17 protein-coding genes are annotated in these 21,708 nt (G+C 72.7%); 13 read left to right on the forward strand and 4 right to left on the reverse strand.

The annotated features are described in order from the left end of the window. Positions 1-13 precede the first annotated feature (13 nt). Entirely contained in the window at positions 14-871 is an 858-nt protein-coding gene (locus tag APR04_RS22065) for a UbiA family prenyltransferase (protein WP_253874326.1), read from the reverse strand. A 67-nt stretch (positions 872-938) separates the two neighbouring features. Here APR04_RS22065 and APR04_RS22070 point away from each other — a divergent pair, with 67 nt between their 5' ends. The 10 genes from APR04_RS22070 (at position 939) to APR04_RS22115 (ending at position 10,851) form a co-directional block, all read left to right on the forward strand. Next, positions 939-2,042, forward strand: coding sequence for a type III polyketide synthase (locus tag APR04_RS22070; protein ID WP_253874328.1), 1,104 nt, complete (start codon positions 939-941; stop codon positions 2,040-2,042). Then, complete coding sequence (locus APR04_RS22075) at positions 2,042-2,569, forward strand: isoprenylcysteine carboxyl methyltransferase family protein (RefSeq protein WP_253874330.1); 528 nt, start codon at positions 2,042-2,044, stop codon at positions 2,567-2,569. The genes APR04_RS22070 and APR04_RS22075 overlap by 1 nt, the downstream gene beginning before the upstream one ends. Positions 2,570-2,574: 5 nt before the next feature. Further along, positions 2,575-3,747, forward strand: coding sequence for an NAD(P)/FAD-dependent oxidoreductase (locus APR04_RS22080; protein WP_372496156.1), 1,173 nt, complete (start codon positions 2,575-2,577; stop codon positions 3,745-3,747). A gap of 90 nt (positions 3,748-3,837) precedes the next feature. Beyond that, positions 3,838-4,374 (forward strand): isopentenyl-diphosphate Delta-isomerase, encoded by a 537-nt coding sequence (gene idi / locus APR04_RS22085; RefSeq protein WP_253874335.1) that lies wholly within the window; start codon positions 3,838-3,840, stop codon positions 4,372-4,374. Positions 4,375-4,528: 154 nt separating this feature from the next. Beyond that, positions 4,529-5,584, forward strand: coding sequence for a LacI family DNA-binding transcriptional regulator (locus tag APR04_RS22090; protein ID WP_253874337.1), 1,056 nt, complete (start codon positions 4,529-4,531; stop codon positions 5,582-5,584). 131 nt (positions 5,585-5,715) lie between these two features. Next, the gene (locus APR04_RS22095; protein ID WP_253874346.1) at positions 5,716-6,645 is read left to right on the forward strand and encodes a sugar phosphate isomerase/epimerase family protein; all 930 of its coding nucleotides are present in this window, start codon (positions 5,716-5,718) and stop codon (positions 6,643-6,645) included. 53 nt (positions 6,646-6,698) lie between these two features. Next, a complete protein-coding gene (locus APR04_RS22100) occupies positions 6,699-8,441 on the forward strand; it encodes a dihydroxyacetone kinase family protein (RefSeq protein ID WP_253874348.1) in 1,743 nt (580 codons plus the stop codon). Then, positions 8,441-8,944: a ribose-5-phosphate isomerase gene (locus APR04_RS22105; RefSeq protein ID WP_253874350.1), complete on the forward strand. Its 504-nt coding sequence runs from the start codon at positions 8,441-8,443 to the stop codon at positions 8,942-8,944. The genes APR04_RS22100 and APR04_RS22105 overlap by 1 nt, the downstream gene beginning before the upstream one ends. Before the next feature lie 43 nt (positions 8,945-8,987). Beyond that, on the forward strand, positions 8,988-9,947 hold the full coding sequence (locus tag APR04_RS22110) for a 3-hydroxyacyl-CoA dehydrogenase family protein (RefSeq protein WP_253874352.1): 960 nt from the start codon (positions 8,988-8,990) through the stop codon (positions 9,945-9,947). Positions 9,948-10,041: 94 nt separating this feature from the next. Continuing rightward, complete coding sequence (locus APR04_RS22115; protein ID WP_253874354.1) at positions 10,042-10,851, forward strand: SDR family oxidoreductase; 810 nt, start codon at positions 10,042-10,044, stop codon at positions 10,849-10,851. A 141-nt stretch (positions 10,852-10,992) separates the two neighbouring features. On the opposite strand, the gene APR04_RS22120 is transcribed toward APR04_RS22115, so the two are convergent. The 3 genes from APR04_RS22120 to APR04_RS22130 all read right to left on the reverse strand — a co-directional run bounded on the left by APR04_RS22120 (position 10,993) and on the right by APR04_RS22130 (position 16,226). Further along, positions 10,993-14,253, reverse strand: a complete 3,261-nt coding sequence (locus APR04_RS22120; RefSeq protein ID WP_253874356.1) for a family 78 glycoside hydrolase catalytic domain — start codon at positions 14,251-14,253, stop codon at positions 10,993-10,995. A 144-nt stretch (positions 14,254-14,397) separates the two neighbouring features. Next, entirely contained in the window at positions 14,398-15,000 is a 603-nt protein-coding gene (locus APR04_RS22125; RefSeq protein ID WP_253874358.1) for a response regulator transcription factor, read from the reverse strand. Then, the gene (locus tag APR04_RS22130) at positions 14,997-16,226 is read right to left on the reverse strand and encodes a sensor histidine kinase (RefSeq protein WP_253874360.1); all 1,230 of its coding nucleotides are present in this window, start codon (positions 16,224-16,226) and stop codon (positions 14,997-14,999) included. Before APR04_RS22130 ends, APR04_RS22125 begins: the two co-directional genes overlap by 4 nt. 156 nt (positions 16,227-16,382) lie before the next feature. On the opposite strand from APR04_RS22130, the gene APR04_RS22135 reads away from it, so the two are divergent. From APR04_RS22135 to APR04_RS22145, 3 genes are all read left to right on the forward strand, one after another. Next, positions 16,383-16,949, forward strand: coding sequence for a small multidrug efflux protein (locus tag APR04_RS22135; RefSeq protein WP_253874362.1), 567 nt, complete (start codon positions 16,383-16,385; stop codon positions 16,947-16,949). Between the two features lie 237 nt (positions 16,950-17,186). Next, positions 17,187-20,066, forward strand: a complete 2,880-nt coding sequence (locus APR04_RS22140; RefSeq protein ID WP_253874364.1) for a TIGR03773 family transporter-associated surface protein — start codon at positions 17,187-17,189, stop codon at positions 20,064-20,066. Beyond that, the gene (locus APR04_RS22145) at positions 20,063-21,700 is read left to right on the forward strand and encodes an anchored repeat ABC transporter, substrate-binding protein (RefSeq protein ID WP_253874366.1); all 1,638 of its coding nucleotides are present in this window, start codon (positions 20,063-20,065) and stop codon (positions 21,698-21,700) included. Before APR04_RS22140 ends, APR04_RS22145 begins: the two co-directional genes overlap by 4 nt. Positions 21,701-21,708 lie beyond the last annotated feature (8 nt).

Consider the following 21,708-nt stretch of genomic DNA (forward strand, 5'->3'; position numbering starts at 1 on the left):
CACAGGGGCCCGGTCACGGGCCGACCGCGATGTCGGCCGCCGTCAGGCCGAGCAGGACCACACAGACCACGGCGACCCCGAGGCTGAGGCCGAACGGGGCGCGGCTGCGCGGCCGGGCGACGGTGCTGATGCCCGCGGCAAGAGCCAGGCCGACGGCGATCGTGCCGCCGATCCAGGCCGCGCGGCCCGGAGCACCGGCCGGGCCGGTGACCACCACCGCGACAGCGGCCACGAGCAGGCTCGGGGCCAGCACGCCGGAGGCCCTGCGACCGAGCCGGTGCGGTAGCCCTCGCACGCCCGTCGCCGCATCGTCCTCGAGGTCGGGCAGGGTGTTCGCGACATGTGCGCCGACACCCAGCAGCGCCGCGGCTGCCACCGCCCAGCCGGCCGGGACGCGCGGCCCGGGTGCCGCCAGCACGACGGCGACCGCCAGCAGCGCGAACGAGAGCGCATAGGGCAGCCACGACCAGACGGTCTGCTTGAGCCGGGCGTTGTACGCCCACGCGCCGGCCACTGCGACGAGGTGGGCGGCCCCGGCCGCGAGCCCCAGGGCCAGCGACGTGGCGACGCACACGGCGACCGCTACGAGCGCGGCGTCGCGCAGGGTGCCTGCGGTGAGGAGCCCTGCCACGACCGGCTTGTCGGTGCGGCCGACGGCGACGTCGCGCGCGGCGTCGATCCAGTCGTTGGACCACCCGACGGAGAGCTGGCCGGAGCCGACCGCCACGGTGATCAGGGCCACGGTGCCCCATCCGGAGCCCAGGGCCGCCGCGAGCGCGGCGGCCAGTCCCGTCACGACGACTGCCGGAGCGGCATGGCTCGCGCGCACGAGCCCGCTGACCAGCCTGCGGGCTTCCGTGCGGGGCGCCATGGGCGGCACTTTAGTCGCGGCGCGTCCTCCCCGCGCGGGTGAGCGGGTCCTGGGTCAGGATGCATGAATGTCGCGAGTCGTGGCGGTCGAGTCGGTCCTGCCGGGGCACGGGTACGCCCAGGAGGTGATCACGGAGGTCGTGGGGCCGCTGGTGGCGCCGGACCCGGCACGTACCGCGCTGCTGCGCCGCCTGCACGCGGGTGCCGGCGTGCGCCGCCGCCACCTGGTGCTGCCACTCGAGGAGTACGCGGGCCTGCACTCGCTGGGAGCCACCAACGCCGTCTTCGTGCGCGAGAGCGCCGTGCTGGCCGAGGAGGCGTCCCGGCGGGCGCTGGCCGCGGCCGGGCTGGAGCCGGGCGATGTCGACCACGTGTTCGCCACCTCGGTGACGGGGGTGGCTGCGCCGTCGCTGGACGTGCTGCTCTCGGAGCGGATCGGCCTGCGGAGCGGGGTCCGGCGCACGCCGTCGTTCGGCCTCGGCTGCGCGGGGGGTGCCGGAGGGCTGGCCCGCGTGCACGACCATCTGCGGGGCCGGCCCGGCGACGTGGCGCTCCTGGTGTCCGTCGAGCTGTGCTCCCTGACGCTCCAGCACGGCGACGACTCCACGGCCAACATGGTGGCCTCCGGCCTGTTCGGTGACGGTGCGGCGGCCGTCGTCGTCGTCGGTGCGACGCATCCGCTGGCGCAGCCGCGGTCGGCGGACCTGGCGGCCGGCCGGCAGCGGCGCACGGCCCGGGTGGTCGACACCCGCTCGGTGCTGTACCCCGGCACCACTGCCGCGCTCGGCTGGGAGGTGCGCGACACCGGGTTCGCGATAGTGCTCTCCGCCGGGCTGCCGGACCTGCTGCGTGCGCACCTGCGCGCCGACGTGAAGGACCTGCTCGCCGAGCACGACGTCACCCTGTCGGAGGTGCCCACCTGGGTGGTGCACGCGGGCGGGCCCCGGGTGATCGACGCCGTGCGGGACGCCCTCGGGCTGTCCGAGGACGCCGTCGGGGAGAGCAGGGCGAGTCTCGCCGACGCCGGCAACCTCTCGTCGGCGTCGGTGCTCGACGTCCTGGCCAGGACGCTCGCGCGCTCCGCAGCCCCACCGGGTTCGCTCGCGGTGCTCATGGCCTTCGGCCCTGGTGTGTCGTGCGAGCTGGTCCTGCTGCAGCTGGAGGGCCGCTGATGCTCTGGTTCTATGTCGCACTCGTGGGTGCCACGGCGGTCGAGCGCCTCGCCGAGCTCGTCGTGTCGGCCCGCAACGCCCGGTGGTCGTTCGCCCGTGGCGGTGTCGAGACCGGGCGGGGACACTTCCCGGCGATGGTCGCCCTGCACAGCGGGCTCCTCGTGGCGTGCGTCGCCGAGGCGGTGCTCGCCGATCGGCCGTTCCTGCCGTGGCTCGGCTGGCCGATGCTCGTCCTCGTGCTGGCGAGCCAGGCGCTGCGGTGGTGGTGCGTGGCCACGCTCGGGCACCGCTGGAACACCCGCATCATCGTGGTCCCCGGCCTGCCGCTCGTGTCGGCCGGCCCGTACCGGTGGATGCGGCACCCCAACTACGTGGCCGTGGTGCTCGAGGGCGTAGCGCTGCCGCTGGTGCACACCTCCTGGGTCACGGCCCTTGCGTTCACAGCGCTGAACCTGGTGCTGCTCGCCCGCTTCCGCATCCCGGCGGAGGACCGGGCGCTCCAGCCGGCCGCACGCGGGACGCGGTGAGCAGCGTGGCTGACGGCGGAGGCTCGCGAGACGCGGACGTCGTGGTGGTGGGCGCCGGGCCGGTCGGGCTCGCGGCGGCGGTGCACGCACGGGCCGCCGGGCTCGAGGTGCTGGTCGTGGACCGGAGGACGGGCACGTTGGACAAGGCCTGCGGCGAGGGTCTGCTTCCCGGTGCGCTGCGGGCCGTGCAGGCGCTCGGCGCCGACCCGCCGGGCCATCCGCTGACCGGGATCAGCTATCGGGCACCTGGTCGGCACGCCGACCACCGGTTCGCCGCAGGGCCCGGCCGAGGGGTCCGTCGCACAGCGCTGCACGAGGCACTGGGGGAGCGCGCAGCCGCCGTCGGCGCGCAGCTCGTGCACGGCAGGGTCACGGCCCTGCGGCAGGACGCGGCGGGCGTCGAGGTCGACGTGGTGCCCGGATCGCGGACCGGCGAGATCGGCGAGATCAGTGAGGTGCGGGCTCCCGTCACGCTGCGCGCCGGCTGGGTGCTCGGGTGCGACGGCCTGCACTCCATGGTCCGGCGGCTCGCGGGTCTCGACGCCGGCACCGGCCAGCGCACCGGACAGCGCACCGGACAGCCCACCGGCCAGCGCACCGGACAGCGCGGCGGCCGGCCGGTGCGGAACCGGTACGGGCTGCGCAGGCACTTCGAGGTCGCACCCTGGAGCGACCTCGTCGAGGTGCACTGGTCGCCGCACGCGGAGGCCTATGTGACACCGGTCGCCGCCGGCGTGGTCGGTGTCGCACTGCTCGGGTCTCGTACGGTGTCCGGCGTGGGCTTCGACGCGCTGCTGCGTACGCAGTTCCCCGAGCTCAGCGCACGGCTCGCGACCGCGACGAGCGCCGGGCGGCTGCTCGGGGCCGGTCCGCTGCGCCGTCGGTCGCGGCGGCGCTCCGTGGGGCGCGTGCGGCTCGTCGGCGACGCGTCCGGCTACGTCGACGCGCTGACCGGTGAAGGCGTCCGCGTGGGCCTCGCCCAGGCGGACGCCGCGGTCCGCCACCTCGGTGACGCCGACGCGTACGAGCGGGCGTGGCGGACGGTGACCCGGGACTACCGCGCCCTCACCACGGGGCTGCTCGCCTGGGCCTCCAGCCCTGCCCGCAGGGCCATCGTGCCGGCGGCAGCGCGGGCGCCGTGGCTCTACGGCGCCGTGGTGGAGCGGCTGGCCCGCTGATCCCCGACGGACCGCTCCAGCCTGCATGCCTGGCGGACGCCGTTCATGCCCGAAGATAGCCAGGCTGGCTCAATCGACGGAGGAGGACGGATGACGACGGAAAGAGTCGTCCTGCTGGACGAGGACCGCACACCGATCGGCTCGGAGCTCAAGCACCTCGTGCACTCCGAGAGCACGCCGCTGCACCTGGCGTTCTCGTGCCACGTGCTGAACGCCGCAGGGCAGGTGCTGGTCACACGGCGTGCCCTGAGCAAGCGCACCTGGCCAGGCGTCTGGACCAACTCCTTCTGCGGCCATCCGCAGCCGGGAGAGCCGATCGAGGACGCCGTCGTCCGCCGCGGCCAGGACGAGCTGGGCCTGTCCGTGCGCGGCGTCCGCGTCGCGCTGGCCGAGTTCCGGTATCGCGCCACCGACGCCACGGGAATCGTGGAGAACGAGGTGTGCCCCGTCTACCTGGCGGTCACCGACGAGGAGCCACGGCCGAACCCGGACGAGGTCATGGAGGCCCGGTGGACCGATCCGGGTCCGCTGGGCGACGCGCTCCGCGCGGCACCCTGGGCGTTCTCCCCGTGGTTCGTGAGCCAGGCACCGGAGCTGGCGCTCTACACGGCCTCCGGCACTCCGTAGGTGGATCAGCAGGTGGGCCAGCAGGTGGGGCCAGCAGGTGGGATCAGTAGATGAGAGCAGTCGAAAAGTTTCGGTCCCGCTCAGGCCCGTCCTCGCCGGCCCTTGTGATTTTCGGGGATTCGCGATAGAAAACTGTCGGAACGAGGAGGCAGCCTTGACGAAGAAGACCGGGACGGTGCGCCCCAAGCTCTCCGCCGTGGCCGCCCAGGCGGGCGTGTCGACGGCCACCGCGTCCAAGGTCGTCAACGGCCGGCCGGACGTCGCCGAGGGGACGCGCGAACGGGTCGAGACCGCGATCACCGAGCTCGGCTACCGGGGGCCGTCGCGTGCCGGCGCAGCGCGCACGGTCGAGCTCATGGTCGACATCCTCGACACCGCCTATGCGACGCAGATCCTGCGTGGTGTCGTGCTCGCGGCGGAGGAGCTGGGCATCGATGTGGTCGTCGGGCGGGTGCGGCGCAGGTCCGCGCGCGGGGTGATGGAGTCGAGCGCGGCCTGGGCGCAGCGCCTCGCCGCCGCCGAGCACGTCGGGGCCATCGTGCTGACCTCAGGCCTGGGTCCGGACGTCTACGGGAGCCTGGCGCGTGCGCGCATCCCGCTCGTGGTGATCGACCCGCTGGACGTCGCTCAGACGGGCGTGGTGTCCGTCGGTTCGACGAACTGGCTCGGTGGACGGAGCGCCGCCGAGCATCTGGTCGGGCTCGGGCACCAGCACATCGGAGTCATCGCAGGCCCCGCGGAGTCCATCAGCGCGATGGCCCGTCTGGACGGGTTCCTCAGCTACTGCCGGCAGAAGGGCGTGGAGGTCGAGCCGGACCTCGTCCGCCCGATCCGCTTCGACCACGACCAGGCGGTGCAGGTCGCGGAGGACTGGTTCCGCAGGCCCGGTCCGCCGACGGCGATCTTCGCGGGCAGCGACGCACAGGCGATGGGGGTGCTCGAGGCGGCTCGCCGGACGGGTCTGCTGGTGCCGGAAGACGTCAGCCTCGTGGCGTACGACGACACGCCGATCGCGTCCTGGGCGAACCCGCCGCTGACCGCCGTCCGCCAGCCCTTGGAGGAGATCGGCCGGCGGGCGCTGCTGACGGTCCGGCAGCTGCACGTCGGAAACCCTGTCGACTCCCACCACATCGAGATCGCCACCACGCTCGTCGTCCGGGACTCCACGGCGCCGCCCCGGACCGGCCTGGTGAGAAGGACCCGGTCCTAGGCTCCCGCCGGGCCGGCGGTCAGGGGGAGGAAGCGGCGACGCGACCCCTGCTCGGCGGCAGAAAACGTTCTACACGAACCACCGAACGACAACCGAGATGCCACCCGGCATCCCAGATCGACGGAGATCACATGCGCACAGCCGACAGCTGGCCCATCGCGGCCAACATGCTTTCCTTCGGGTCGACGACCGCGGACGGCACCCCCAACGTCGACGCGCCGGCCGAGTCCTGGCGTTCCCAGCTGCAGCAGGTCGCCGACCTGGGCTTCACCGAGGTGGACCCGACCGATGCGTGGCTGTCGATCGGAGAGCTGAGCGATGCCCGTTTCGGCGAGCTGTGCACGGTACTGAAGGAGGCGGGGCTGTCCGTCCCGTCGGTGTCGACCACGCGCAGGAGCGTGATCGACGCGCGGTACGGGGACGACTACCTGCGGTTCGGCCACACGATCATCGATCGTGCGCCGGAGCTCGGTGCGGAGGTCGTCAACTTCGGTTTCATGCAGGCGCTCACGCCCGCCCAGCAGCGGGCGTTGTGGTTCTGGCTGGCCGACGGGCACCACGACGATCTCTCCGACACCGCGACGTCCGAGGTGGCGGTCCGTCGCATCCGTGAGCTCGCCGACCACGCCGGGGAGCTCGGTGTGCAGGTCAGCCTGGAGATGTACGAGGACACGTACATCGGGACGCCCGACCTCGCGGTCCGGTTCCTGCAGGACGTCGACCGGGAGAACGTCGGTCTCAACCCCGACCTGGGCAACCTGGTGCGGCTGCACCGGCCGATCGAGGACATCCCGACGATGTTCGAGAAGGTCCTGCCGCTGACGAACTTCTGGCACATCAAGAACTACACGCGGGACGAGGACCCGGCGACGGGCTCGTACGCCACCCACCCGACCCCGCTCGTCCAGGGCGTCGTGAACTACCGCTCCGTGATCCGCCGGGCGTTGGAGCTCGGGTTCGAGGGGGTCTTCGTGTGCGAGCACTACGGCTCCGACAGCCTGGGCGTCGCCGCCATCAACCGCGACTACATCCGGGGCGTGCTCCGCGGCGCCGGTCGCTGAATCGCTGAGTCGCTGAATCGTTTTCGGTCCACACAAGCAAAGGTGCAGGTGAGATGACCTACGTTCACAACCGTCCGGAAGACTTCGTGGCCGAGGCCCTGCGTGGTCTCGTCAAGGCCCACCCAGGCAGGCTCCGCTCGGTCCCCGGCGGCATCGCCCGTGCGGAGGGCACCCGGCCCGGCAAGGTCGCCGTCGTCGTCGGCGGTGGTTCCGGGCACTACCCGGCCTTCGCGGGGCTGGTCGGCGACGGCCTCGCCGACGCGGCCGTCTGCGGCGACATCTTCACGTCCCCGTCCACGCGCCAGGTCATCGACGTCTGCCGAGCGGCGGACGCCGGCGCCGGCGTGTTCGTGACCTTCGGCAACTACGCGGGCGACGTGCTCAACTTCGGCGCGGCGGTGAGCCGGCTCCGGGCGCAGGGGACCGACGTCACCATCCTCCTGGTGACCGACGACGTCGCGTCCGCGCCCGCCGAGCGAGCGGGGGAGCGGCGCGGCGTCGCCGGCGACCTGGTGGTGTTCAAGCTCGCCGGCGCGGCGGCCGAGGAGGGCGCCGACCTGGCCGAGGTGAACCGGACCGCCACCCGGGCCAACGAGCGCACGCAGTCGTTCGGCGTCGCGTTCGGCGGGTGCACGCTGCCGGGCCACGACCACCCGCTGTTCAGCCTCCGGCCCGGCGAGGTCGGGTGGGGGCTCGGCATCCACGGCGAGCCCGGCATCGGCGAGGAGCCGCTGCCGACGGCCGCCGCGCTGGCCGCGGAGCTGGTCGACCGCGTGCTCGCCGAGCGCCCGGCCGACGCCGACGGCCGTGCCGCCGTGCTGCTCAACGGCCTCGGCAACGTCAAGTACGAGGAGCTCTTCGTCCTCTGGGACAGCGTGCACGACCTCCTGCTCGAACGCGGGGTGCGGCTCGTGGCCCCCCTTGTCGGCGAGTACGTGACGAGCCTCGACATGGCCGGCTGCTCGCTGACCGTCACGTGGCTCGACGACGAGCTGGAACGGTTGTGGCTCGCGCCCGCCGACACACCCGGCTTCCGGCACGGTGGCTGGCGGCCCGCGCCGGAGTCCGTGCCTGCCGAGATCGCGTCCGACGCGGAGACCGAGCTCGCGCCGGCCGCAACGGCGGAGGGCGCAGCCGCCGCCAAGACCGTGACCCGCCTCCTGCGCCGCGCCCAGGTCGTGCTGCACGACGCCGAGCAGATGCTCGGCGACCTCGACGCGGTAGCGGCCGACGGCGACCACGGCCGGGGCATGCGCCGCGGGATCGACGCGGCGGTCGACGCCGCCGACGCCGCGGTGGAAGCCGGAGGCGACGCGCCGTCCGTGCTGCGCCGCGCGGCCGACGCCTGGGCCGACCGGGCCGGCGGGACGTCGGGGGCGTTGTGGGGCGTGGGCCTGCTGGCGCTGGCCGACGCGCTCCCTGCGGACGCCCCGGTCACGCTCGACCACCTCGTGGCGGGCATCACCGCGGCACGCGACCAGATCCAGGCGGTCGGCGGCGCGCGGGTCGGCGACAAGACGCTCGTCGACGCGCTGCACCCGGCGGTCGAGGCGCTCGCCGCATCCGCCGCCCGGGGCGCCGCACCCGCAGAGGCGTGGCAGAACACCGTGCTCGCGGCCCACGCGGGTGCGGCGTCGACCGAGAACATCGCGGCGCGCCGTGGTCGCGCACGCGTGCTCGGTGACAAGAGCCTGGGGGTCCCGGACCCCGGGGCCACCTCGCTCGTCCTGCTCCTGGGCGAGGCGGGTGCCGAGCTCGGCATCCCCGCGCCCGTCGACCCGAAGGTGGAATCGTGATGACGGACGGTCTACGGCTCGTGATCGGCTCGGACGACGCCGGGTACGAGTACAAGGAGGCTCTGAAGAGAGACCTGGAGGCGGACGAGCGGGTCGCCTCGGTCGTCGACGTCGGTGTGGCGAGCGACGAGCACACCGCGTATCCCCATGTCGGGGCCTCGGCGGCGCGTCTGGTCGCGGCAGGGGACGCGGACCGCGCCCTGCTCGTCTGCGGCACCGGGCTTGGCGTGGCGATCGCCGCGAACAAGGTGCCGGGCATCCGGGCCGTGACCGCGCACGACTCGTTCTCGGTCGAGCGCTCGGTGCTGTCCAACGACGCCCAGGTGCTCTGCTTCGGTCAGCGCGTCGTCGGCCTCGAGCTGGCCCGCAGGCTGGCCCGCGAGTGGCTCGGCTACACGTTCGACCCTGGCTCGGCGTCCGCGCCGAAGGTCGCCGCGATCGGGGAGATCGAGGCCGGCGCCGCGGGCGGCGGCCCGGCGCAGGCAGCGGCGTCCTGCGGCTGATCCTTCCGCCCACTCATCAAGCACACCTGTCAGAGAGGACATCATGGTCACGACCATCAGCTCCGTCGCCGTCGTGGGGACCGGATACATGGGCGGCGGCATCGCGCAGTCGTTCGCGCTCGCCGGCCTGCCGGTGACGATCGCCGACGTCTCCACCGAGGCGACGGAGGCCGCCTACGCGCGGCTGCTCGCCGAAGCGCGGCAGTTCGAGGACGACGGGCTCTACGACGCCGGTGCCACCGAGACGATCCGGGCCAACCTGCGGACCGCCGGATCGATCGAGGAGGCCGTGGCGGACGTCGACTTCGTCGAGGAGGCGGTGTTCGAGTCGATCGAGGTCAAGCACGACGTCCTCGGCCGGATCTCGGCAGCGGCGCGCGCGGACTCGATCATCGGGAGCAACACCTCCACGATCCCCGCGCGCGTGCTGGTCACGGCGGTGACCAACCCTGAGCGGTTCCTCACCGTGCACTTTTCCAACCCGGCCCCGTTCATCCCGGGGGTCGAGCTCGTCCTGAGCGAGCGGACCGACCCGGAGGTCGTGCCGGTGGTGCGGGAGCTGCTGGCCCGGGCCGGCCGGCAGGGCGCGCTCGTCGCCGACGTACCGGGGTTCGTCCTCAACCGCCTCCAGTACGTGCTCCTGAAGGAGGCGATGTCGATCGCGGAGGAGGGCATCGCGTCACCGGAGGACATCGACACCGTCGTGCGCACGACGTTCGGTTTCCGGCTGGGCTTCTTCGGTCCGTTCGCGATCGCGGACCAGGCGGGGCTCGACGTGTACGCCGGCGGGTTCCGGACGTTCGAGGAGAACTTCGGTGAGCGCCTCGCGACGCCGAACCTCATCAAGGAGGCCGTGGACGGCGACCGCAAGGGCGTGAAGAACGGCAGGGGCCTCACCCGGGACTACACGCCGGAGCAGGTCAAGGCGCTGGTGGACTACCGCAACAAGGCCTACAGCGAGATGGGGAGGCTGCTGCGAGCCATGGGGCCGGCCCCGGAGTAGGCGTCCCCCGACGCGCCGGACGCTCAGGTCAGCCGGGTGACCTGAGCGTCCGGAGACCAGGCGCCGTGGTCCGCGGCGACCTACCGTTGACGGCATGACGAATGGTTGCGGGAGTGGGCGTTTCGCGGAAAAAGTTGTCTTCATCACCGGTGCGAGCAGTGGGGTCGGGCGAGCGACCGCGGTGGCGTTCGCGGCCGAGGGTGCCGATGTGGTGGTCACCGGCATCGACGAGGAGGGCAATGCGGAGACCGAGCAGCTGGCGGCGGTGCACGGGGGTCGTGTGCTCTCCCTGTTCTGCGACGTGACCAGCGGGGAGGACGTCGCCTCCGCTCTGGGGAAGACGATCGAGACGTTCGGGCGCCTCGACATCGCGTTCAACAACGCCAACATCGAGCAGCAGCCCGCGCCCCTTGCCGAGATCAACGACGCCGACTGGGACCGCCTCCTGGACGTCGACCTGCGCGGCGTGTTCCTGTGCATGAAGCACGAGATCCCGTTCCTGCGTGCGAGCGGCGGGGGCGCGATCGTCAACACCGCGTCGGGGGCAGTGGGTACAGGTCTTCGGGGTCAGGCCGCCTACGCGGCGGCGAAGCATGCGGTCATCGGGCTGACGAGGTCGGCAGCGCTCGACTACGCGGGGCAGGGGATCCGGGTCAACGCGGTCTGTCCGGGCATCGTCGAGACGCCGATGTCGGTCCGGTCCTCCGGTGGCACGGCGGAGGGAAGCGAGCGGGTGACCGTGCAGGAGCCGGTCGGGCGGTCGGTCCGTCCCGAGGAGATCGCCTCGGCCGTGCTGTGGCTGTGCTCCGACCTGGGATCGGTCACGACGGGTCACGCCATGGTCGTCGACGGCAGCCAGACCGTCGGTCGTGACACCTCGCCGACGTCGCGGCTCAGCGGGTGAGCCGGTGAGCAGAGGTGCCCGGTCCCGACCCCTACGGGGTGCACGTCGCCGTCGGCGTGTCGCGTGCAGCCCGTAGGGGTCGGCCGGCTCCTGTCGGCTCCTGTCGGCCCGTGTCGGCCTCGGAGCCGTCCGGTCCGGTCGCTACGCGACGAAGGCGTACCGACCCGACCCGATCCGCACCAGGACCGCGCCGTCCTCGACCGACACGCCCGTGACGCCCTCCGCGTCCGCGAGCGGGCGACCCCGCTCCGTGACGGCGGCGGGGTCGCCGGTGGGCAGGCGCACCGTCGCCGTCGCCCCGACGGGGACGGTCACGGTGAGCCTCAGCCGGCCGCCCGTGCGCCGCCAGTCGCTCGCGACCGTGCCGTACGGCGTCCGGATCGAGGCCTTGGCCCGGTCCAGGTGCTCGGTGACCGCAGGGGCGATCGTGATGTCCCGGTAGCCGGTGTCGGCCGACGCCTGGATACCGGCGACGTGCTGGTAGAACCAGTCGTCCACGGTGCCGAGGAAGTAGTGCCCGTAGGACCGTGCCTCCAGCGACCAGTGCTCCCACATGGAGGTGGCACCGTTCTCGATCATGTAGCCCCAGCTCGGGTAGGCCGTCTGCACGGCGAGCTCGTAGGCGACGTCGGCGTGCCCGTGCTGGGTCAGCACCGGCAGCAGCCACTTGGTGCCGAGCACGCCCGTGTTGAGCGTGGTGCCCTTGGCGCGCACGTCGGCGACGATGCTCCCGACCACCCGCTGCGTCGTCGCGGTGTCCGGCACGAGCCCGAAGGCCACGGCCAGCACGTTGTGCGTCTGCCGGTACCCCCGGTCCCCGTCGCCGCGGTAGTGGCCGGCGCCGAGGTCGAGAAAGGTCTCGTTGAACGCGGCCTTGATCGTGGCCGCGTTCCGGGCGAAGTGCTCGACGTCGGCCGCCTTGCCGAGGAACCCGGCGCTGCGCCGCATGGAGGTGGTCATGGCGTAGAGGAAGGCGGTGGCGGAGACGCGGAGGTCCTCGGGCGCGTTGCCGCCCGCGGGGCTAGCCTCGGGGCTGACCCAGTCACCGAGCCGCGCGTCGGGGACGATGCCGCCCTTGGACCGGTCGAACTCGAGGTCGACGTACGTCTTCATCCCGTCGTAGCACTCGGCCAGCACGCGCTTGTCGCCGCCGTACTGGTAGAGCCACCAGGGGATCATCACGTAGGCCGCGTGCCACGGTGGGCACACGCCCCACTCGCCCCAGTCGCCGGAGCTGGGCGCGATGACCAGCGGCCGGCCCTGGGCGTCCCGCGTCTCGTGCACGTCGCGCAGCCACTTGGCGAACAGCTCGTGCACGTCGAGGTTCGTCAGGAACATCTCGGCGCCGACGGCGGCGTCGCCGGTCCAGCCGTTCTTCTCGAACATCGGCGTGTCGGTCGGGATGCCGTGGATGTTGTTCTTCAGCGTGTCGACCACGGCGCGGTGGGTCCGGTTCATGATCTCGCTGGAGCTGTCGAACGCCCCGGTCTCCTCGGCGGCCGTGTGCACCACCTTCGCGGTGAACGCCGACAGCGGCGGCGGGCCGTCCTGCGGCCACCCGGTGACCTCGATGTACTGGAAGCCCTTGTAGGAGAAGGCCGGTTCCCACGTCTCCGGCTCGGACGTCCCGGCCAGCGTGAAGCGGTCGGTCTGGAACCCGGCCTGGAACCCGCCGTTGTTGCTCATGTTCACGCGACCGCCGGCGGTGAGCTTCTCGCCGTGAGCGGCCCGGATCGTCGCCCCGGCCGGACCGGTCGCGGTGTACCGCACCCAGCCCGCGAGCACCCGGGGGAACTTCACCACGTAGACGCCCGGCTCCGGCTCCGTGACCCCGACGGCGGGCAGCGAGTCCATCAGCTTGATCGGCTGCTGGCGCTGGTTGACCAGGACGCCCTGCGGGCCGGACGCCACTGAGGCGGCCGCCCACCCGCCGTCGTCGAACCCGACAGTGTCCCAGCCGGGCACGGTCCGGCGCGCGTCGTACGCCTCGCCGCCGTAGAGGTCGTCGAACACGGTGGGGCCGTCGTGGATCCGCCAGGTCGCGTCCGTGACCACCTGCTCGACGCCGCCCCCGGCGTACTCCAGGTGCAGCACCGCACGCACGACGGGCTCGTCGTGCCACGGCGGCGCCTGCCACCGCCACACGTTGCCGCCGGTCATCCCGTAGAAGCCGCGGCCCAGCTCGATGCCCAGCGCGTTGCGGCCCCGCCGCAGCCTCCGCGTCAGGTCGACAGCGGTGTACTGGACGGTGTCGTCGTAGTCGGCGAACCCTGGCGAGAGCACGTGGTCGTCAGCAGGCCTGCCGTTCAGCGACACGTTCGCGTACCCGCCGGCGGCCAGGTAGAGCGTGGCGCGCTCGAGACGCGGCCCGACCGCCAGCTCCTTCCGGAGCAGCGGCGCCGGCAGGGGCTCCTGCGTCGGCAGCCGTACCCCTCGGCCCCACGGGCCTGAGCCGTAGGGTGCGATCTCGACGGCCTGGTCCCAGCCGGAGTCGTCGAGGTCCGGCCGCGCGAAGTCCGCGGGGAACTGGGTCGCGGCCTTCCAGGCGCTCCCGGTCGCGGCGGTCGACGTCGTCCCGTCCGACCAGGTCACGCGCACGACGGCGAGCACAGCGCCCGCGCTGACCGCGTCGTTCGTGCCGCGCACGGCGACGACCGTCGTGTCCCCGGACACGTCTGCCTCGTAGAAGCGTGCGCCCTGCCAGCCGTTCTCGACGGGCTCGGTCCCGCCGGCCTCGGCGCCGTCGACCCAGAGCGTGAACGAGTCGTCGGCGGTGACCAGGACCTCGGCTTGCACAGCAGACGCACCGTCCGGGGCGGCCAGCGTGAGCCGGAACGCCCGGTCCTGGTCCGGCAGCCGGCCCTCCGCCAGCCAGATCCAGGAGGCACCGTCGAACCTCAGGTCGGTGACCTCGTCCGAGCGGCGCTCGTTGCCGATCCACTCGGCGCCGGCCCAGTCGCTCTCGTCGTACAGCCCGGTGCGGAAGTCCGACGTCGTCGTGCTCGTCCCGTGCGTCGTCGCGACGTCCACCCGCCAGGTGTGGTCCGTGGCTGCGCGCAGGGCAGGGCCCTCGTACTCGACGTTCGCCGACTCGCGGGACGGCACGACGCCGCTGTCCCACACCTCACGGGGGCGCGGTCCACGGGTGCTGACCCGCACCCGGTAGGACTCCTGCTCGACACCGCGCCGGTTCGACTCGACGGTCCAGGAGAACCGGGGACGGTCGACGTCGAGCCCGAGCGGGCTGGTCTTCTTCTCGACGAGCGGGTCGTTCAGCCGCACGGCGCCGGCGCCGCCGTGCCGGGTCTCGTCCGCCGCGGCGGCGACGGCGCCGAGGGGCAGGGCAGCGGCGGTGGACGCGACGCCGGCGGTCTTCAGGAACAGTCTGCGGTCCAGGGTCATGGCGCCTCCAGGCGTATGCGATCGTCGTCGATCGTCCGGGTTGAGAAGGTCATGCTCCATTGCATCGTTTCAACCAGCCGTCGTCAGTGTAGGGGGACGATGCGCTCCCGACCAGGCCCACGCAGAGGTACCGCGAGGTACCGCTCAGATCCAGCCGCGTTCCTCCGCGAGGAGCACCGCCTGCTGCCGGGTGCCGACCGAGAGCTTCCCCAGCACGGCCGAGACATGGTTGCGCACCGTGCCAGGCGCGAGCGACAGGGTGCGGGCGATCTGGCGGGTCGTCTCGCCGTGCCGGCCCGCGCGCAGCACATCGAGCTCACGGTCGGTCAGTGGTGAGCGTTCGTCGCTCAGCGCGTCGGCCGCGAGCTCCGGATCGATGTACCGCCCGCCCGCCGCGACGCGGCGGATGACGGAAGCGACCTCGTCGGCACCGCGGGACTTGGGCAGGAACCCGGCGGCTCCCGAAGCCAGTGCGCGCCGCAGGACGCCGGGCCGGGCATGGCGGGTGACGATCACGCACCGGGTGGCGACCGTGCGGTTCAGCCTCTCGGTGACCTGCACGCCGTCGAGCTGCGGCATCTCGAGGTCCAGCAGGCAGACATCCGGCCTGAGGCGCTCGGCGGCGGCGACGGCCTCCGCGCCGTCGGCGCACTCCGCCACGATCTCGATATCCGCTTCCAGGCGCAGCAGCGCGGCCAGAGCGGACCGGATCATCCCCTCGTCGTCGGCGAGCAGCACACGGATCATCCGAGTTCCTCTTCTCCGGCGGGCACCGTCTCTCCAGCAGGCACCGTGACGACCACGGCGAACGTACCGCCCTCGTGGCGCACCTCGAGGTCCCCGCCCGCCTCCGCCGCCCGCCGTGCGACGCCCGCCAGGCCCGAACCGCCAGCGCTGTCCGGGACGTCGGTGCCGGCGTCGTTGGCGATCTCGTAGCGCCACGACCGGTCCGAGCGGGTGAGGGAGAGGCGTGCCCACCCGCCGCTGCCGTGGCGCAGCACGTTCGTCGTCGTCTCGCGGATGACCGGCCCCAGTGCGGAGGCCGGCGCCTGCGACGCCTCCGGGTCCACCGCGGCCTCGGCCGTCATGCCCCCGGCGCGCAACAGGTCGACCGCGTTGGCGAGCTCGTCGCGCAGCGGGACGGAGCGGAAGCGGGTGGCCAGGTCGCGGGTGCCCTGCCGCGCGTCGTCCACGCTGGCGCGTGCGGCATGCAGCTGCTCCATGCCCGCCTGGGGGTCCGCGGGCATGAGCCGCTCGGCGAGCTCCAGCTGGAGGGCGATGACCTGGAGGTGGTGGCCCTGCAGGTCGTGCACGTCCGTCGCGAGCCGCAGCCGTTCCTGGGTCGCCGCGAGCTTCGCCTCCGAGGTGCGGGCCCGGTCGAGCGCGACGAGCACGTCCCACCACCACAGCGAGGAGACGGTCATGCCGGGAAGGGCGACGGCGAAGAAGACCAGCTGGTACCAGCTCGTGCCGCCGTTCATCCCGATGGTCGAGTGGATGTCGACCACCGACAGGGCGACGAGCAGGGCGGTAGCGGCCAGCACCACGCGCAGGCGCACGCCCGGCGGCCAGTTCAGCAGCATGACCACCTGGATCACGGGCAGGACCGCCAGCAACCAGGTCCCGGTGGCGACCCCGGCCGCGAGCCCGTAGGCCGCGCCGATCAGCAGCGGCACCAGATGGCGTCGCCAGACCAGCAACGGCGCGGCGTCCGTCCGGTGCCGGTAGTCGGCCAGGGGGAGCAGGGTCGCGGCCCACCACAGCAGCCCGCAGACCCCGACGACGACCGCGACGCCGCTGGGGCCGCCTTCGGCGAGGGCGCTCACCGCGAAGAGAACTACGGTCAGCTCGAAGACCACGACCGCCACGGCCACATACCACCAGGTCGCACTGATGCCCCGGGTGAGCCGCAGTGCACTGTGGGCTTCCGCCGCAGCGGACGCGGCGGCGGCACGCTCGGCCTGGCTCCTCATCCGCCCAGGCTACGGGCATGACACATGTCATGGACGCGGCGTGCGAAGGGCCCGGGGAGCAGTGACATGAGGGCACTTCTGCGCAGGCCGCCCGACCTGTGGACTGGGGTCAGCACCGGGGGCTCACCCCGGCACCCACGACCACAGGAGCACACCATGGACCTCGTCGACACCCTCCAGGACCTCGTCGGGCAGGTGCCCGAGCTCGTGCAGCCGCTGATCGTCGCGGCAGCGGGGGCGATCCCGTTCATCGAGGGCGAGGGCGGCGCGGCGATCGGCATCCTCGGCGGCATCCACCCGGTCGTCGCCGCGATCGCCGCGATGGCCGGCAACTTCCTCGTCGTGGCCGCGCTCGTGCTGCTCGGCTCCGGTGCGCACGACGCCGTCGTGACCCGGCACCGCGCGAAGGTCCGGGCACGGGACGGCGTGCCGGTCGGCGGGCCCGCACCGGGGGCGGCGCCGGACGACGGCCTCGACGACAACCTCGATGGCGGTCGCAGCTCCGTGCGCAGGGCGAAGTTCCAGCGCGCCTACGAGCGCTACGGAGTACCGGGCGTGAGCTTGCTCGGCCCGCTGCTGCTGCCCACGCACTTCACCGCCACGATGCTCGCTGCCTCCGGCGTGGGCAAGGCCCGCATCCTGATCTGGCAGGCGCTCGCGATCATCGGCTGGACGACGGTCACCGCGGTCGTCATCGGCGGCGTCGTCAACGCCGTCGGCTGACCTGGAGCGTCGCCGGGCGAACCGGCGCCACGGAGATCGAGGCGGAGAGCGAGGGGACGAGGGGGGGCCGGCAGCGGGGTGGTAGGTGACCAGGGTCGCGGTCGCACGGGGATAGTCACGGAGATAGTTGAGAACCGTTCTCAACTCTGCTTCACTGTACCCGATTAGCGGGAATGATTATCAATCTCCCCAGTTGTCCGACCCTAGATGATTCGCCCCCAGAAAGGATCCCTAGTGGTGAGAGTCACCGCCCTTCGCCGCCCTCCAGCGGCGATACCTCGTGCAGGCACAGCGCTCGTCGGCATGACCGCGCTCCTCGCGGCGTTCGTCGTCCCCGCGGTCAGCACTGCCGAGGCGATACCCGTCCGCACTGCCGTCGCGGACCGCGAGCACGTCCTGGACCGCGGCCACGTCGACGGGTTCGAGACCACCTACGACGCCGACGCCGGCAAGCTCGTGCTGTCGGTCCGGGACGACACCCGCATCTACGACAGCGAGCCCGTCTTCCGAGCGCCCGAGTCGACGACGTTCGCCTACGAGGACCCCCAGAGCCGGGTCACGCTCCCCGCGGCCGAGGGCAGCTGGGGGTTCCTCGGTGAGCACGGCGGATCCACGGTCTGGCTCGGTTCGCAGACGGGCGGCGACCAGGAGCATGCCCCCTGGGTCGGCTGGAGCACCGAGCGGCTGCTGGACTCGCTGGCCGGGACCGGCATCACACCCGCATCGGGTCAGCCCGTGTCGCTCGACGTCGTGGTCGACGGGCCGGGTGACGTCCTCACCTTCCAGAACGACGCCTTCGGGCAGCCGGTCAACCGGTACCTCGACACGACGACGTCCGACGGCGGGACCATCCCCGTGGCGGCCAACGCGCACGTGCACACCAACTGGATCTTCACAGCGGAGGGCGACTACACGCTGACCGTGCGCCCGTCCCTCGCGACGGCCGACGGCGGCACGGTGACAGGGGATCCCGCGACCTACCACGTCCGGGTGGGTGAGCGACCCGTCACGACGGCGCTCACCGTCACGGCCGACCGGGCCGAGCACACCGAGGGCGACACCGCCGTGCTGACCGCCACCCAGGACCCGCCGACCGGGCTGTCGGTCCACCGGTGGGAGGTCGCGCCAGCGGGCGGCGGCCAGTTCGCACCGGTCGACGGCCAGGAGGCCGCCACCTACGAGCGCAGCCTCACGACGGCGGACGACGGCGCACGCGTGCGTGCGGTCCTGCTCGACGGCGACCGCACGGCGGGGACCTCCGAGCCGGTGACCCTCTCGGTCGAGGCGCGGCCGGCTCCGACGCCGACGCCCACGCCGACGCCGACTCCGGAGCCGACTCCGGAGCCGACTCCAGAACCGACGCCCACGCCGACCCCGGACCCCACGCCAACGGACCCGGGAGCCGAGGAACCCGACGGTGACGACGCCGACCGCGAGTACGTGCTGGACCACGGGCACGTCGACGCGTTCGAGACCAGCTACGACGCCGAGGCGGAGCACCTGACACTGTCGGTCAAGGACGACAGCCGCATCCATGCGGACCGCACGGTCTACCGGTCGCCGGAGGACGTGACGCTGGCCTACGAGGACGCCCGCGGCGAGGTCCGGCTGCCCGAAGCGACCGGCGCGTGGGCCTTCCTCGGCGAGCACGGTGGCCAGGCCGCCTGGCTCGGTTCTCAGACAGGCAGTGACCAGGAGTACCTGCCGTGGGCGGGCTGGAGCACCGAGCGGCTGCTGTCGTCGCTGGCCGGGACGGGGATCACGCCGGCTTCCGGCAGCCCGGTGTCGCTCGTGGTGCGGGTCGACGGCCCGGGCGACGTGTTCACGTTCCAGAACGACTCGTTCGGTCAGCCGGTCAACCGGTACCTCGACACGACGTCGTCGGACGGCGGGACCATCCCGATCGCGGCGAACGCGCACGTGCACACCAACTGGGTCTTCACCGCAGAGGGTGACTACCACCTTGAGGTGACCCCGCGCTTGCGCACGGCCGACGGTCGCACGATCACCGGGCCGCCCGCCGACTATCACTTCCGGGCGGGAGGCCAGCAGACGGACGGCCCCGGCAAGGGCCCTGACACGGACCCGGGCACGGACCCCGGCAAGGACCCGGGCACGACGCCGGACGGCGAACCCGGCAACGAACCCGGTAGCGAGCCCGGCAACGGTCCCGATAACGCTCCCGGCAGCGATGCGAGCGGTGACCCGGCGACCGGCGGGACCGGCCCGGGCGTCCAGCCCGAGCAGTGCATCGCGGAGCAGGTCGAGCGGGAGGTCAGCACGCCCGAGGCGGGCACGCCCGGGTCGGGCGCGTCCGAGGCGGACGGCATCAGCTCCGGCCACTTCGACTTCGGCTCGATGGTGCAGGACGGCGAGCTCGTCGCCCGGGTGAAGGACGACCGCGAGCAGCCCTCGTCCTGGGTCGACCCGGCGTCGCTCACCTTCCGGCTGGGCGAGGCCGCGGAGCACGAGGTGCCGACGGGCAGCGAGTTCGCGTTCCTCGGCACGCCCGGTTCGACGATCTGGTCGGTCGGTCAGGTCCAGGAGCCGGGCGTTCCGTGGATCGGCTGGAACACGCAGCATCCCAGCCTGATCGAGGCAGCGGACGGTCCGGTCACCTTCACGCTCGACGGCGTCGAGGGCCCCGGGGAGCTGGGTGTGTACGCCACCGGCACGTTCGGGGGCGTGGGGGCCAAGAGCTTCGGCACCATGTCCGGGTTCCCGAAGTCCCTGTCCGTGCCGCTCAACCAGCACGTGCACGCCAACTGGGCGTTCACAGAGCCGGGCGCCTACTCCGTGACGGTGACGCAGTCGGTCCCCCTGAAGAGCGGCGGCACGGCCTCGGCCGCGGCCACGCTGAAGTTCTCGGTGGGTGACACGTCGGGAACCACGTCCGAGCCCACGTCCGAGCCCACGTCGGAGCCCACGACGGGAACCACGACGCAGACCAGCTTCGTGGGACGTACGGCGTCGGGCGGGGAGTGTGACCTGAGCGCCGCTCAGCGTGCCGCGCTGGCGAGCACGGGCGCGAGCGTGTTCCAGCCGCTCGCCCTGGCAGGTCTCCTCGTGCTGATGGGCGCGGTGCTCGTCGTCGTCGCCCGTCGTCGTCGGGCATGACCACGACCCCACCATGGCGGCCCGCCGCGGTCAGCATGATCGCGGCGGGCTCGCTGGTCCTCGCCGGCTGCGCCGGCGGCAGCGGTGCGGCGGACGACGACCGGCTCCGCGTGGTCACGACCACCGGCGTCCTGGCCGACCTGGTGCGCAACGTGGCCGGTGACGACGTCGAGGTGACGTCGATCGTGCCGCCGACAGGCGACCCGCACTCCTACGACCCGACCCTGCGTGACGTACGCGACGTGGTCTACGCCGACGTGGCCTTCAGCAACTACCTGCTGCTGGAGGACCACTCGGTGGTCACCACCCTTGACGCGAACCTGCCCGACGGAGCCCCGAACATCTCGCTGGCCGAGTCGGCCACGAAGTACGCCGCCGAGGTGATCCCGCTGGTCGAGAACGTCAACCTGGACACCATCTGGCTCGGGCTCCGTGTGAGCGGCACCGGCGAGGAGCTCGGCGCGACGCGGGCGTCGGAGGCCCGGCTCAGGGTGACGGACGTGGACGGGCCGGGCCGCCTGGCCGGATACCTGACCGAGACCTTCGGGCAGCCGCGGGTCTACTTCGACTCTGGCGACGGGTTCGACGCCACCGACGGGTACGCCCGCGACACCGCGACGCTGCCAACGGACGCACACACCCACATGAGCTGGGCATTCACCGAACCAGGCATCTACAAGGTAGCGATGGAGTCGGACCTGGTGGTCGAGCCCGGCGAGGACCCGCGGCCGCTGGGGGAGACGTCGGTGACCTTCGCCGTCGGTGTGGATCCGCACTCCGTGCCCGGCATGGCGGACGCCCGGGTGCTCGACAGCGGGCACGCGGACGTCACCGTGGACCTCGACGACGGAGCGATCGTGCTGCAGGCCGACACACCGGCGGGGGAGAGCCCGGACCAGGACGCGGACGAGTCTCAGAGTCCCCAGTCCCAGAGTCCCCACGGCGCCGCCACGCACACGCACGCGGAGACGCTCGACCCCGCGTCGACCGTCGTCTCGGTGCCGAACAAGGCGCTCGCCTCCGTGCCCAACCAGCCGGGCTTCGGATTCCTCGGCAGACCAGGGGACCAGGTGTACCTGCTGCCCCAGGCCGTGCTGGGCAAGCACGTCCACGGCGAGATCGACCCCCACCTGTGGCAGGACGTCCGCAACGCCCAGGCGTACGTGGAGGTCATCCGCGACACCCTGGTCGCGGCCGCGCCGGACCAGGCGGACCAGTTCCGGGCCAACGCAGAGGCTTATCTGGCCCAGCTGCGTCGCACGGACGCCTACGTCGAACGGACGATCGCCCAGATCCCCCGCTCCCGCAGGCACCTGGTCACCACGCACGACGCGTTCGCCTACCTCGGCAAGGCGTACGACGTCGACATCGCCGGCTTCGTGACGCCCAACCCTGCCGCCGAGCCCAGCGTGGCCGACCGGATCAAGCTCACCCGGACCGTCCAGGCGCTCGACGTGCCTGCCGTGTTCCTCGAACCCAACCTCGCCGCGCGGTCCACCGTGCTCACCGAGGTGGCGCACGAGAACGACCTGCGGGTCTGCGAGATCTACTCCGACGCGTTCGACGACCGCGTCACCACCTACGTCGACCTGATGCGCGCCAACGCCGACAGCCTCCGCCGGTGCCTGACATGAAGGAGTAC

The organism is Promicromonospora umidemergens, from assembly GCF_024171995.1.
Lineage (GTDB): Bacteria > Actinomycetota > Actinomycetes > Actinomycetales > Cellulomonadaceae > Promicromonospora > Promicromonospora umidemergens.

What these genes read in the sequence shown, in the direction of transcription:
- APR04_RS22130 (WP_253874360.1), bottom strand. Translation starts at nt 16,226, where the DNA reads ATGAGGAGCCAGGCCGAGCGTGCCGCCGCCGCGTCCGCTGCGGCGGAA.
- idi (WP_253874335.1), top strand. Translation starts at nt 3,838, where the DNA reads ATGACGACGGAAAGAGTCGTCCTGCTGGACGAGGACCGCACACCGATC.
- APR04_RS22125 (WP_253874358.1), bottom strand. Translation starts at nt 15,000, where the DNA reads ATGATCCGTGTGCTGCTCGCCGACGACGAGGGGATGATCCGGTCCGCT.
- APR04_RS22110 (WP_253874352.1), top strand. Translation starts at nt 8,988, where the DNA reads ATGGTCACGACCATCAGCTCCGTCGCCGTCGTGGGGACCGGATACATG.
- APR04_RS22105 (WP_253874350.1), top strand. Translation starts at nt 8,441, where the DNA reads ATGACGGACGGTCTACGGCTCGTGATCGGCTCGGACGACGCCGGGTAC.
- APR04_RS22100 (WP_253874348.1), top strand. Translation starts at nt 6,699, where the DNA reads ATGACCTACGTTCACAACCGTCCGGAAGACTTCGTGGCCGAGGCCCTG.
- APR04_RS22065 (WP_253874326.1), bottom strand. Translation starts at nt 871, where the DNA reads ATGGCGCCCCGCACGGAAGCCCGCAGGCTGGTCAGCGGGCTCGTGCGC.
- APR04_RS22145 (WP_253874366.1), top strand. Translation starts at nt 20,063, where the DNA reads ATGACCACGACCCCACCATGGCGGCCCGCCGCGGTCAGCATGATCGCG.
- APR04_RS22095 (WP_253874346.1), top strand. Translation starts at nt 5,716, where the DNA reads ATGCGCACAGCCGACAGCTGGCCCATCGCGGCCAACATGCTTTCCTTC.
- APR04_RS22115 (WP_253874354.1), top strand. Translation starts at nt 10,042, where the DNA reads ATGACGAATGGTTGCGGGAGTGGGCGTTTCGCGGAAAAAGTTGTCTTC.
- APR04_RS22135 (WP_253874362.1), top strand. Translation starts at nt 16,383, where the DNA reads ATGGACCTCGTCGACACCCTCCAGGACCTCGTCGGGCAGGTGCCCGAG.
- APR04_RS22070 (WP_253874328.1), top strand. Translation starts at nt 939, where the DNA reads ATGTCGCGAGTCGTGGCGGTCGAGTCGGTCCTGCCGGGGCACGGGTAC.
- APR04_RS22075 (WP_253874330.1), top strand. Translation starts at nt 2,042, where the DNA reads ATGCTCTGGTTCTATGTCGCACTCGTGGGTGCCACGGCGGTCGAGCGC.
- APR04_RS22120 (WP_253874356.1), bottom strand. Translation starts at nt 14,253, where the DNA reads ATGACCCTGGACCGCAGACTGTTCCTGAAGACCGCCGGCGTCGCGTCC.